Source organism: Streptomyces sp. JLSY215, assembly GCF_059682825.1.
Map to the genome: position 1 here is coordinate 4,330,496 of NZ_CM185022.1, position 12,542 is coordinate 4,343,037.

Genomic DNA, 12,542 nt, shown 5'->3' on the forward strand with positions numbered 1-12,542 from the left:
GCGGGGGCTCCGCAGGCGGGTGGGGTGGGGGTGGGGTGGGGTGGGGGAGAGCAGCTGGCCGCCTGACAGCCCGCCCTGGCTTCCCCTCCCCTCCCCTCCCCTCCCCCCACCCCGCGCCCGCTCCTGCCCCTAACCCACGCCCCCGCGCCCCATCCACCACCCGCCCTCGTGGCCGCAGCCGCCTCCCGCGCCCCCATCCCGGCCCCGTACCCTGCCCGGCCACCCACCCCCAGCAGCCCCCGCCACAGGCCGACGTCAAAGCCCGCAGCAGATCACCGCCAGATCCGGTCCGTGCTGGTCATACCCCCATCTCTGCGGCTATCCGGCCGCTCTTCACCGCCGCCACCAGCTCCGCGTGATCGGCTTCCGTACGGTCCGCATACGCCACCGCGAACGCCACCATCGCCTCGTCCAGCTCCTCCCCCTTGCCGCAGTACCCCGCCACCAGCCGCGGGTCGACGCTGTGCGCATGCGCCCGCGCCAGCAGCGCTCCGGTCATCCGCGCGTAGTCGTCCAACTGGTCTCCGGTCAGCTGCGCCGGATCCACGCTGCCCTTGCGATTCCTGAACTGCCGAACCTGGAACGGCAGCCCTTCCTGCGTTCCGCTCCCCGCCAGGTCCTGCACCGTTGTCCAACCCAACAACGTGTCACTGACGACCTGCATCTGCCTCTGCCCGCGCACCACCCGGCGGCCCTCGTGCGCCACCGACGGCACCGCAAAACCGGCCTTCTCCACGAACGGAGCCAGCACCGAACCTCGCGCTTCCTTCACCTGCAGCACCAGCGGCTCGCCCCGGTGATCAAGCAGCAGCACCACATACGAGCGCAGGCCCACACTGCCCGTCCCGACCACCCGGAAGGCCACATCGTGCACGGCGTACCTGGCCAGCAGGGGCAGCCGGTCCTCAGGGAGCGTCTCCAGATAGCCGGCGAGCGAGGAAGCCACCGCCGCCGCTTCCGCATCCGGTATTCGCCGCAGCACCGGCGGCGCGTCCACGAAGCGCCGGCCACCGTCCGGCCGCCGCTCCGTGGCCTTCGCCGCGAACCGCGCGCTGGTGTTCTTGCGTGCCTTGGCTGCGACCCTCTCCAGCGTGCCCAGCAGATCACGGGCGTCGGTGTGCGAGACCAACTCCTCGTCCGCGATCGCATTCCACGCCTCAGTCACCGGCATCTTCGCCAGCAGCCGCATCGTGCGCCGATACGCGCCCGCCGCGTCCTGCGCCGCCTTGCCGCAGCCCTCCTCGTCCACGCCCGCCTCGCGTCCCGCCAGCACCAGCGACGTCGCGAGCCGCTTGACGTCCCACTCCCACGGCCCGTACACGGTCTCGTCGAAGTCATTGAGGTCGATGACGAGGCCGCCGCGGGCATCCGCGTAGAGGCCGAAGTTGGCGGCGTGGGCATCTCCACAGATCTGTGCGCCTATGCCGGTAACCGGAGTGGCCGTGAGGTCGTAGCCCATCAGGCCCGCGGAACCTCGCAGAAACGCGAAGGGACTGGCGGCCATCCGCCCGACCCGTATGGGCGTCAGCTCCGGCAACCGTCCGGCATTGGACTCCTCGACCGCCGCCACCGCATCCGGCCGCCCGGCCGCGATCGACAGCGCGGCCTGCTCGGAACGCGGCAGCCGGTCGCGCAGCGCCCGGCCGGCGGCTTTGGGCGATGCCCCCTGCGCGTCCGCCTTCGCAAACCCCGATACGTACGGCACACGCGACATCGCGCGCCACCTCCCCCTTCACGACCCGCTCCCGTCCGGCCTGACCGGCCGGTTCCGTCTCGTTCGCCCATGACGGTACCCACACTGCCCGCGGTCCGGCAGGGCCTGTGGATAACTCTCCGCAGGGGCCTGACATATGAGGAGCGAAAGGCATGGGAATGGCGCAGGGGGCGTCGGCCAAAGAGATCGAAGCCGCTGAAACACGAGGTCGGACCACCAGCGTGGCCCACTGACCGCCGGCCGCTCGACGCACAAGCACCGCCAGGCAGTAGCTGTTGGGGACGCCGAAGAAACACGGCAAAGCAGCAGCACGAGGAAGAAGCGGGACACGGACAAGCGGGACGGGGAAGAAGCAGACAGAAGCAGGAGTAAAAGAAGTGCGAGGAAGAGACAGCAAGATGAGGCGCCCGGAAGCGAGCCTCAGGAAGGGCTGACGGCACGTCGACTGACACAACATCAGGCAGGGCCGGCACCGGGCAGAGCGCACCCCCAATCCAGCCCCCGCGGGGCCAGGGACCGACGGGCCCCAAGCCCCACACCCACTCCACCACCGCCCCCTGGACCACTAACCCACCTACACCCCCACAGCCTCCTCCATCTCCTCCTCCGTCTCCTCCCGCGCCGCCCGCTCAGGCGACGGCACAGGCACAGGCACCGTCGCCGCCACCGCAGCCGCCGCCACCGCCGCGGCATTGGCGACCGCGGTCGCCTCGGCCCGACGCCGCTTCCTCTCGGCAAGGCCCGCCACGCCGACCATCAGCACGCCGACGACCAGCCATGCGGCCAGCGTCCACACATGCCCGGCCAGTCCGTAGCCGCCGAAGTAGACATGGCTGCGGATGCCTTCGACGAAGCCCGCACCGTTCCAGAAGGAGTGCAGCGCGGCGAAGAATCCGTTCTGCATCTCGGGCCGGAAGATCCCGCCGGACGACGTGAAGTTGAGCATCACGAACAGCGCCATCACTCCGAGCGTGGTCCAGCGCTTGAGGAAGGTGTGCAGCCCGGTGCCGATCAGCAGGATGCCCGCGGAATAGAGCCAGGCCATGCCCCACAGCCCCCACAGACCGTGGTCGACGAGGTGGAAGACCGGGCCGGCGAACGCCGTCCCGATGAGGCCGACCACGAAAGACGTGCCGAGTGCCAGCGCCGCCCGCAGCCGCACCGGCAGTACGGCGCCGGCCCCGCCGATCACGGCGACCGAGGCGTACGAGCCGATGCTGATCGCGACCAACAGGAAGAAGATGCCTTGGCCCGTCGGGTCGTCCTCCGCGGTGGGCGCCACGTCAGTGACCTTGAGCGGCGCTCCCTGCTGCGCCGCGATCGGCGTGAAGATCTTCTGCACCACGGACGCGCTGGTGTCGGACCCCGCAGTCGCCACGATCAGCTCGGGACCGGACGACCGAGACCCACCCGTCCCCTCAGGCCCTCCAACCCTGGCCCCGGCACCGGTCCCGGCTCCACCTCCGGCGATCGCACCCCGGCCACCCTTCGGCTTCATCACATACGCACCGAAGATGTCCTGGCGCTTGAGCTGGTGGATCGCGGCGGACCGGTCGGCGACCGTCCGCACCTCCAGGTCACCGCCCGCCTTGTCGTTGATCGACTGGGCAAGCAGCTGCGCGTTCCGCCCCGACCCGACGATCGCCACGGGCAGGTGGTGTGGCGCGGGATGCGCGAAGGCTCCGAGATACGCCAGGCCCATGCCGATACACATCAGCAGCGGGGTGATCAGATGCGTCAGGACATGACGCAGCCCCGCGGAGCGAGCGGAGCGATGCGCGCCCTGGCGTTCCGTACGGCGTTCCGTACGGCGATCAACTCGGTCGGCACCGCGGGAGTCGTCGCGGGAGTCGTCGCGGAGTTCGTCGCGGGGCTCGTCGCGGCGGTGGTCGGGACGGGGGACCGGACTCATGGTGCAGCCCTTCTCAGCTAGGCGGATCGGTCATCTCGGTCGACACAGCGGCGCGAACAGCCGTCCGTGAACAGTCAGGCCATGCCCCGCCCCCTCCATGAACGGTCAGCCAAGACCCGGCCATGGAGGAACGGCCATCCCCAGGGCGGCGCCACGACAGCGAGCCGACGCGCCACAGAAACGAACAGCTGGTTGGCATATACAACCCAGACGGTTGGCAAATACAACCACCAACTCACGTTGTACTATACAACTACCTCTAGGAAAGGCAACCCCGTGCCCCACCGCGACACCTCTGTCGAGACCATCCAGCAGGAGATGACCGCTTTCGCCAGGCGGGCCCGCGCGACCGCCGCGCGGATGCACCCCGAGCTGTCACTGGTCTCCTACACCCTGCTTGCGCACCTCGACGACCAGCACGGATGCCGCGCCACGGACCTGGCGGCGCACTACCTCCTGGACAAGTCCACGGTCAGCCGGCAGATCGCCGCACTGGAGAAGCTCGGCTTCGTCGAACGCCGCGTCGACCCCGACGACCACCGCGTCCAGGTGCTGCACCCCACAGACAAGGGCGCAGAGGTGCTCGCCAACGTCACCGCGAGCCGCCGCCAGGCGTTCCATGAGCGGCTGGCCGACTGGGACGAGGACGACCTCGACCGCTTCGCGACGTATCTACGGCGCTACAACGCCGCCCAGGAACGACTCGGCTGATACGAAAACCCCAGCACCCCGACAACGCAGATCCCAGGGGCCGACGCCCCCACCCACTCCCGCGCCCCGCGCTCCCGCACCTACCGCCGGAACCGCTCCGGACACTGCCCGCCATCGGTGAGATACGTCTCGGCCCACCGCGACAGCTCCGCGAGCGCAGGTTCCATCGCCCTCCCGGCCTCCGTCAGCCGGTAGGCGACGCGCAGCGGCGGACCCTCGTCCACCTCACGTACGACCAGGCCGGTGGCCGCCAGCTCCATGAGGCGGTCGGACAGCATGCGCTCGCTGATCCCGGGGATCGCCCGCCGCAGGTCGGCGAAGTGCACCGGACCCGGCATCAACGTGGCGACGATCAGGCCCGTCCACCGCTTCCCGAACAGCTCGAAGACGCGCGTCATGCCGACGTCGACCTGCCTGCACGTCGCCTCACTGTGGTCCGCCATGACCCCAGGGTATCGCTTTGCCGTTGGCTACTGCAGAAAAGTAAGCTCCTGTGCTATTAATAGGTACGTACGGAATTCAACAAGTGTGCCGCGCATCGTCCGGCCGCGACCGAAGGACCGATCACCATGGCCACCCTTCTGCACATCGACTCCTCCCTCTTCCCTGAGGGCGGCTCCGCGTCCCGTTCGGTGACCGCGGCCTTCCGCAAGACCTGGGAGGAGCAGCACCCCGACGGCACCGTCATCTACCGCGACCTGGGCGCCGCCCCGCTGCCGCACCTGGACGGTGTCGCCGCCTCCGCCGGCTTCTCCGACCCCGCCACCCACTCCCCCGAGCAGCAGGCCGCCTTCGCGGTGCGCGTCGAGCTCGCCGAGGAGCTGGAGAAGGCCGACGCGGTCCTGATAGGGGCCCCGATGTACAACTTCACGATCCCCTCCACGCTGAAGGCGTGGCTCGACCAGGTGATCATCATGGGCCGCACGGCGGGCCCCGACCCGTCCGCCAAGGGCACCCCGGTGACCGTCGTCGCCAGCCGCGGCGGCTCGTACGCGCCGGGCACTCCTCGTGAGGGCATGGAGTACGTCCAGAACTACCTGGAGGCCGTCCTGGGCGGCGGGCTCGGCCTGGACGTCGACTTCATCGTCCCCGAGCTGACCATGGCGCCGGCGAACGAGGCGATGGCGGACCTGATCCCGAAGTACGAGGCCTCCCGCGACAAGGCCCTCGAGGACGCGGCGGCCAAGGCCAAGGCCCTCGTCGAGCGCTTCGCCGCCTGACGCCGCACCCGGCACCCCGACTTCGCCGCTCCCCGGCGCCATGCCCGGCACCGGGGAGCGGCGCTGTCATACCGCTTCCCCGCATACCCCAACAGCCCGGCGACGGCCCCATCGAACTCCGCGCCGCATTCCATGGCATACGGCGAATACATCGAATACCGGAATGCGCGGCAGCCCGCAGTCATATCCGGAAGACCCGGCAGAACAGTCAGACCAGGTAGACCAGGCAGACCGACCGAATCAACCGAATCCACCGGATCGCCCCCGACCCGCCCATACACCCCACCCCATGTGCCCTACGCAACAACGTGACAAGCACAACAACACAACAAGAAACCCCCGGCTTCCGGATTTCTCCGGAGACCGGGGGTCTCATCTGTGCGCGAGGGGGGAGTTGAACCCCCACGCCCTTTCGGGCACTGGAACCTGAATCCAGCGCGTCTGCCTATTCCGCCACCCGCGCATGGGTGCTGCCGATTGATTCTCTCACGCGATCCGGGCTGTTCCGTCCGGGTCTTGTGCGAGCGCCTTCCGACATCCAGAACATTAGCACGGTGTTGAGGGTGCCTTCACACGCCTTTCCCCAGGCCCCGCACGCCGGACTCCACCGGGGCCGCGGACCGCGCTCACCCTGGGCATTCGCCGAGTGCGGCGTTGAGGGTTCACACTCGCGGTGTCCGCCGACGGGGTCGCGCGCCTCGCCGGGCGCACCATGCGGCACCCTGGCGTGGCCGGAAGGGCTCATACCCCCGCCCGGTCGGAGAGCCCGGCGGTTGCGGGACACTGTGTTGGGGGCACATCTACGATCGCAGTGCTTGAACAGTGAGCAAGGAGACAGGCAAGGTCCGGGCAACCCTGTGAGGGGCGACACTCGTCTCCCAGGCGGGAAAGGGGAACCAGCCGATTTCCCTACGCGTGGATACGATCAGTAAGCAGTATCAGGACGACCCGATCAGGACGACCCCGACGAAGACTGAGGAAGGAGGTGCCCCGTGGGAGTACTGAAGCGTTTCGAGCAGCGTCTCGAAGGTCTCGTCAACGGCACCTTCGCCAAGGTGTTCAAGTCCGAGGTGCAGCCCGTCGAGATCGCCGGCGCGCTGCAGCGTGAGTGCGACAACAACGCCACCATCTGGAACCGCGACCGCACGGTCGTCCCCAACGATTTCATCGTGGAGCTGAGCGCGCCCGACTTCGAGCGGCTGAGCCCCTACAGCGGCCAGCTCGGCGATGAGCTGTCGAGCATGGTGCGCGACTACGCCAAGCAGCAGCGGTACACGTTCATGGGCCCGATCAAGGTTCATCTGGAGAAGGCCGACGATCTCGACACCGGCCTGTACCGCGTCCGCAGCCGTACGCTCGCTTCCAGCACGTCCCAGGAGCCGGCCGGCCACCGCGCCGCCCCCGCGATGCCCCGTGGCGGCCAGCCCGGCGGCGGTCACGTGGGTGCGCCCCCCATGCCCTCCTCCCCGCCTCCCGGCGGCGCGCAGCCCGTACCCCGTACGGCACCGCCCGGTGCAGGGCCGCAGCCCTATGCGCAGACCCGGCGCTGGATCGAGATCAACGGCACCCGCCACCAGATCTCGCGTCCGACGCTGGTGCTGGGCCGCAGCACCGACGCCGACGTACGGATCGACGACCCGGGTGTCTCCCGGCGTCACTGTGAGATCCGGGTCGGAACGCCCCCCATGATCCAGGATCTGGGCTCCACGAACGGCATCGTGGTGGACGGGCAGCACACCACTCGCGCTAATCTCCGCGACGGCTCGCGAATTGTCGTGGGCAGTACCACCATCGTTTACCGGCAAGCCGAAGGGTGAAGCGGGGGCAATGTCAGAGCTGACCCTCACGGTCATGCGGTTGGGTTTCCTCGCCGTACTGTGGCTGTTCGTCATCGTGGCCGTTCAGGTCATCCGCAGCGATCTGTTCGGCACGCGCGTCACGCAGCGCGGGGCCGCCCGGCGCGGCGGGCAGGAAGCGCGTACGCAGCGCCAGGCTGCCGCGCCGCCGCAGCAGCAGCGCCGCCAGGACGGCGGCCGCGGCGGCAACCGCCAGCGGCGCGGAGCACCCACCAAACTGGTGGTCTCCGAGGGCTCGCTGACCGGCACCACCGTCGCCCTCCAGGGCCAGACGATCTCGCTGGGCCGCGCGCATGACTCCACCATCGTGCTGGACGACGACTACGCGTCCAGCAGGCATGCCAGGATCTACCCGGACCGTGACGGCCAGTGGATCGTCGAGGATCTCGGTTCCACCAACGGCACGTATCTGGACCGGACCCGGCTGACGACCCCGACCCCGATTCCGCTGGGAGCCCCGATCCGCATCGGCAAGACCGTCATCGAGCTGCGGAAGTAGTACGACAATGAGCGAGCGGAGCGAGCGAGCCGCGGCGGTCCGCCCGACGGACCCGGGCGTGCTCCCGACCGGAGGGTGGGCAGTGTGGCTCGAGGAGACCGGCTGTACCCCGAACCGACGGGTGAGGTGCGCATGAGTCTGTCACTGCGCTTCGCCGCCGGATCGCACAAGGGCATGATCCGCGAGGGCAATGAGGACTCCGGCTACGCCGGGCCGCGCCTGCTTGCCATCGCCGACGGGATGGGCGGCCAGGCCGCCGGTGAGGTCGCCTCCTCCGAGGTGATCTCCACGCTCGTCCAGCTCGATGACGACGTTCCGGGCTCGGACATCCTGACCTCGCTCGGCACGGCCGTGCAGCGGGCCAATGACCAGCTGCGGGTGATGGTCGAAGAGGATGCGCAGCTGGAGGGCATGGGCACGACGCTCACCGCCCTGCTGTGGACCGGGCAGCGGCTCGGCCTCGTACACGTCGGTGACTCCCGTGCGTATCTGCTGCGGGACGGTGTGCTGACGCAGATCACGCAGGACCACACCTGGGTGCAGCGGCTGGTCGACGAGGGCCGGATCACCGAGGAAGAGGCCACGACGCATCCGCAGCGGTCGCTGCTGATGCGGGCGCTGGGCAGTGGTGATCATGTCGAGCCGGACCTGTCGATCCGCGAGGTGCGGGCCGGGGACCGGTATCTGATCTGCTCGGACGGGCTGTCCGGGGTGGTCAGCCACCAGACGCTGGAAGAGACCCTCGCCCATTACCAGGGGCCGCACGAGACGGTGCAGGAGCTGATTCAGCTCGCGCTGCGCGGTGGCGGGCCCGACAACATCACCTGCATCGTGGCGGACGTCCTCGATGTGGACGGCGCGGACACGATGGCCGGGCAGCTGAACGACACCCCGGTGATCGTCGGCGCCGTGGCCGAGAACCAGAACCAGCTCAGCGACCCGAGCACGATGCAGACGCCGGCCGCGCGTGCCGCCGAGCTCGGCCGCAGGGACGGCCCCCCGGCGCCTCCCGGAGGTGCCTTCGGCCCGCCCGGCAGCGGTGGACCGGACGTCGGGGGCCCGCCGCAGGGCTCGTTCGGCGCGTTCACCGACGAGGACTTCCTCAAGCCGCCGCGGCGCGGGAAGTGGCTCAAGCGGTCGCTGTTCATCGCCCTCGCGCTGGCCGTGGTCGGCGGCGGGCTGTACGGCGGGTACCGCTGGACGCAGACCCAGTACTTCGTCGGCGCCAAGGACGATCACGTCGCGCTCTACCGGGGAATCAGCCAGGACCTGGCGTGGATCTCCCTGAACGACGTGGACGAGGACCACCCCGAGATCGAACTCAAGTACCTCCCCGTGTACCAGCGGAACCAGGTCAAGGAGACGATCGCGGTCGACAGCCGCAACCAGGCGAGCGAGAAGGTCATTGAGCTCGGTAAGCAGGCCAATGCCTGCCTCGCCAAGGAGCAGCGGGAGGCCGCCGCCGAGGAGGCCGCCCGTAACAAGGGCCGGGGCCAGGCAGGCGGTACGTCCGGCAGCAAGTCCGGTTCGGCCGGCAAGCCGGGCGGCACCGCGAAGCCCGGTAGCACCGCCAAGCCCGGCACGACGGACAAGGCGACGTCGGGCACCACGGTGCCCAGCGCGTTCACCGCGTCCGCCACTCCCACACCCACCACCAGCCAGGCCCCCTCAGAGGAGCAGCAGAAGCTGGAAAAGAATTGCAGCACCCAGCAGTGAGGGCGTAGGGGGCCGTACATCTGATGAGCAGTACCACCAACACCACCACCGTCGGCACCATCGGAGCTCCGAGCCGCCGGAACACCGAGCTGGCGATGCTCGTCTTCGCGGTGCTGATTCCGGTGTTCGCCTATGTCAACGTCGGTCTGGCGAAGGACGGGTCGGTCCCCGCCGGCGTCCTTGGCTATGCGCTGGGGCTGGGGCTGCTGGCGGGTGTCGCGCATCTGGTCGTCCGTAAGTGGGCGCCGTATGCCGACCCGCTGATGCTGCCCATCGCCACGCTGCTCAACGGCCTGGGTCTGATCTTCATCTGGCGGCTGGACCAGGAGCCGGCGATCACCACCAAGCAGCTGGGCGGCGCGATGGCGCCGGGTCAGCTGATGTGGTCCACGCTCGGTGTCGGGCTCTTCCTGGCCGTGCTGATCTTCCTCAAGGACCACCGCGTCCTGCAGCGCTACACCTATATCTCCATGGTCGTCGCGCTGGTGCTGCTGATCGCCCCGGTGTTCTTCCCGGCGCGGTTCGGTGCCCGAATCTGGATCACGATCCCGGGTGTCGGCGGTCTGCAGCCCGGTGAGTTCGCCAAGATCATCATCGCGATCTTCTTCGCGGGCTATCTCATGGTCAAACGGGACGCGCTGGCGCTGGCCAGCCGCCGTTTCATGGGGCTCTACCTCCCGCGCGGCCGTGACCTGGGACCGATCCTCGTCATCTGGGCGCTGAGCCTGATGATCCTGGTCTTCGAGACCGACCTGGGTACCTCGCTGCTGTTCTTCGGTCTCTTCGTCGTGATGCTGTACGTGGCCACCGAGCGCACCAGCTGGATCGTCTTCGGTCTGCTGCTCAGCGGGGGCGGCGCGGTCGCCGTGGCGACGTTCGAGTCGCACGTCCAGGTCCGCGTCCACAACTGGCTCAACCCGCTGGAGCTGTCCAACGGCGGTGTCACGGAGACCGCCCAGGCGATGTACTCCTTCGGCTCCGGCGGCATCATGGGCTCCGGCCTCGGCCAGGGCTACTCCCGCCTCATCGGCGGAATCGCGCCCAAGAGTGACTACATTCTCGCCACGGTCGGTGAGGAGACCGGGCTCGCCGGGCTGATGGCGATCCTGATGCTCTACGGCCTGCTGATCGAGCGGGGCATCCGTACGGCGCTGGCCGCCCGTGACCCGTTCGGCAAGCTGCTGGCGATCGGCCTGTCCGGCGCCTTCGCGCTGCAGGTCTTCGTCGTCGCCGGCGGTGTGACGGGCCTGATCCCGCTGACCGGTATGACCATGCCGTTCCTGGCCCAGGGTGGCTCGTCCGTGATCGCCAACTGGGCGCTGGTCGCGATCCTGCTGCGGATCAGTGACACCGCACGCCGGCCCGCACCGGCTCCCGCCCCGTCCACCGACGCCGAGATGACCCAGGTGGTCCGCCCGTGAACAAGCCCCTGCGCCGGGTCGCGATCTTCTGCGGCCTGCTCGTCCTCGCTCTGCTGATCCGCGTGAACTGGGTGCAGTTCGTCCAGGGCGACGAGCTCAAGAACGACCCGCACAACCGCCGGGTCGCCATCGAGCGCTACAGCATGCCGCGCGGCGACATCATCGTGGACGGCAAGGCCATCACCGGCTCGACGACCACCGACAGCGGCGACTTCAAGTACAAGCGGACGTACAAGAACGGCAAGATGTGGGCGCCGGTCACCGGCTACGCCTCGCAGGCCTTCGACGCCAACCAGCTGGAGAAGCTGAACGACGGCATCCTCTCCGGCACGGACGACAAGCTCTTCTTCAGCCGCACGGTCGACATGTTCACCGGCGGCAAGCAGAAGGGCGGCAACGTGGTGACCACCCTGGACGCCAAGGCCCAGAAGGCCGCCTTCGACGGGCTGGGCAAGAGCAAGGGCGCGGTTGCCGCGATCAACCCGGAGACCGGCGCGATCCTGGCGCTGGCCAGCACTCCGTCGTACGACCCCTCGACCTTCGCGGGCAACACCGACAAGGACGCCACGGCGTACAACGCGCTGCAGAAGAAGAACGACCCGGACGAGCCGATGCTCAACCGGGCGCTGCGCCAGACCTACCCGCCCGGCTCCACCTTCAAGGTCGTCACGGCCTCGGCGGCGCTGGAGAACGGTCTGTACACCGACGTCGACGCCGATACCAAGTCGCCGCTGCCGTACACGCTCCCCGACACCTCCGGCATCGAGCTGAAGAACGAAGGCCCCATCCCGTGTGAGAACGCCAGCCTGCGGGTGGCGCTGCGGTACTCCTGCAACACGGTCTTCGGCAAGATCAGTGCGGATCTCGGCAACAAGAAGATGAAGGCCGAGGCCGAGAAGTTCGGCTTCAACGACCCGGAGATCGACACCCCGGTCCGGGCCGCGGAGAGCATCTTCCCCACCGACAACCGGCCGCAGAACGCGATGGCGGGCATCGGGCAGGCGTCCAACCGCGCCACCCCGCTGCAGATGGCCATGGTCGCCTCGGCGGTCGCCAACGGCGGCAAGCTGATGAAGCCGTACATGGTCGAGCAGCTGGAGGCCCAGAACCTCAGTGTGGTGCAGCAGCACACGCCGCAGGTGATGAGCAACCCCCTCTCGCCGGAGAACGCGCAGAAGATCCAGAGCATCATGGAGACCGTCGTCAAGGAAGGCACGGGAACCAAGGCCCAGATCCCCGGCGTCACCGTCGGCGGTAAGACCGGCACCGCCCAGCACGGCGAGAACAACAAGGACAACCCGTACGCCTGGTTCATCTCGTACGCGAAGACCTCGAAGGGAACCCCCGTCGCGGTCGCGGTTGTCATTGAGGGATCCGACACACTCCGCAACGACATCGCCGGCGGCGCACTCGCAGCTCCCATCGCCAAGAGGGTCATGGAGGCAGTGCTCGAGAGCAACAAGTGACGCGGACCATGCCAATACCGGTCGGAT

At 68.8% G+C, this 12,542-nt stretch carries 10 protein-coding genes and 1 tRNA gene; 7 read left to right on the forward strand and 4 right to left on the reverse strand.

Translation table 11 applies throughout. The features are described 5' to 3' along the window. Window positions 1-298: 298 nt before the first annotated feature. Both AC5677_RS19335 and AC5677_RS19340 read right to left on the reverse strand, forming a co-directional pair. Window positions 299-1,714 carry a DUF2252 domain-containing protein gene (locus AC5677_RS19335; RefSeq protein ID WP_497196264.1) on the reverse strand — a complete coding sequence of 472 codons (1,416 nt, stop codon included), beginning with the start codon at window positions 1,712-1,714 and terminating at the stop codon, window positions 299-301. A 574-nt stretch (window positions 1,715-2,288) separates the two neighbouring features. After that, complete coding sequence (locus AC5677_RS19340; RefSeq protein WP_497196265.1) at window positions 2,289-3,626, reverse strand: ABC-2 transporter permease; 1,338 nt, start codon at window positions 3,624-3,626, stop codon at window positions 2,289-2,291. Window positions 3,627-3,902: 276 nt separating this feature from the next. On the opposite strand from AC5677_RS19340, the gene AC5677_RS19345 reads away from it, so the two are divergent. Further along, complete coding sequence (locus tag AC5677_RS19345; protein WP_497196266.1) at window positions 3,903-4,337, forward strand: MarR family winged helix-turn-helix transcriptional regulator; 435 nt, start codon at window positions 3,903-3,905, stop codon at window positions 4,335-4,337. Window positions 4,338-4,417: 80 nt separating this feature from the next. Here AC5677_RS19345 and AC5677_RS19350 read toward each other — a convergent pair whose 3' ends face one another. Then, window positions 4,418-4,780: a winged helix-turn-helix transcriptional regulator gene (locus AC5677_RS19350; RefSeq protein ID WP_497196267.1), complete on the reverse strand. Its 363-nt coding sequence runs from the start codon at window positions 4,778-4,780 to the stop codon at window positions 4,418-4,420. 126 nt (window positions 4,781-4,906) lie between these two features. Between AC5677_RS19350 and AC5677_RS19355 the strand changes: the two genes are divergently transcribed. Further along, on the forward strand, window positions 4,907-5,557 hold the full coding sequence (locus AC5677_RS19355; protein WP_497196268.1) for an FMN-dependent NADH-azoreductase: 651 nt from the start codon (window positions 4,907-4,909) through the stop codon (window positions 5,555-5,557). A 379-nt stretch (window positions 5,558-5,936) separates the two neighbouring features. Here the strand turns inward: AC5677_RS19355 and AC5677_RS19360 are convergent. After that, window positions 5,937-6,020, reverse strand: a tRNA-Leu gene (locus AC5677_RS19360). Between the two features lie 529 nt (window positions 6,021-6,549). On the opposite strand from AC5677_RS19360, the gene AC5677_RS19365 reads away from it, so the two are divergent. From AC5677_RS19365 to AC5677_RS19385, 5 genes are all read left to right on the forward strand, one after another. After that, window positions 6,550-7,374: an FHA domain-containing protein gene (locus AC5677_RS19365; protein WP_497196269.1), complete on the forward strand. Its 825-nt coding sequence runs from the start codon at window positions 6,550-6,552 to the stop codon at window positions 7,372-7,374. A gap of 10 nt (window positions 7,375-7,384) precedes the next feature. Further along, on the forward strand, window positions 7,385-7,912 hold the full coding sequence (locus AC5677_RS19370; RefSeq protein ID WP_497196270.1) for an FHA domain-containing protein FhaB/FipA: 528 nt from the start codon (window positions 7,385-7,387) through the stop codon (window positions 7,910-7,912). 132 nt (window positions 7,913-8,044) lie between these two features. After that, complete coding sequence (locus tag AC5677_RS19375; protein WP_497196271.1) at window positions 8,045-9,628, forward strand: PP2C family protein-serine/threonine phosphatase; 1,584 nt, start codon at window positions 8,045-8,047, stop codon at window positions 9,626-9,628. A gap of 23 nt (window positions 9,629-9,651) precedes the next feature. Further along, window positions 9,652-11,049, forward strand: a complete 1,398-nt coding sequence (locus AC5677_RS19380; protein ID WP_497196272.1) for an FtsW/RodA/SpoVE family cell cycle protein — start codon at window positions 9,652-9,654, stop codon at window positions 11,047-11,049. After that, window positions 11,046-12,515, forward strand: a complete 1,470-nt coding sequence (locus tag AC5677_RS19385) for a peptidoglycan D,D-transpeptidase FtsI family protein (RefSeq protein WP_497196273.1) — start codon at window positions 11,046-11,048, stop codon at window positions 12,513-12,515. The genes AC5677_RS19380 and AC5677_RS19385 overlap by 4 nt, the downstream gene beginning before the upstream one ends. Window positions 12,516-12,542: the final 27 nt, after the last annotated feature.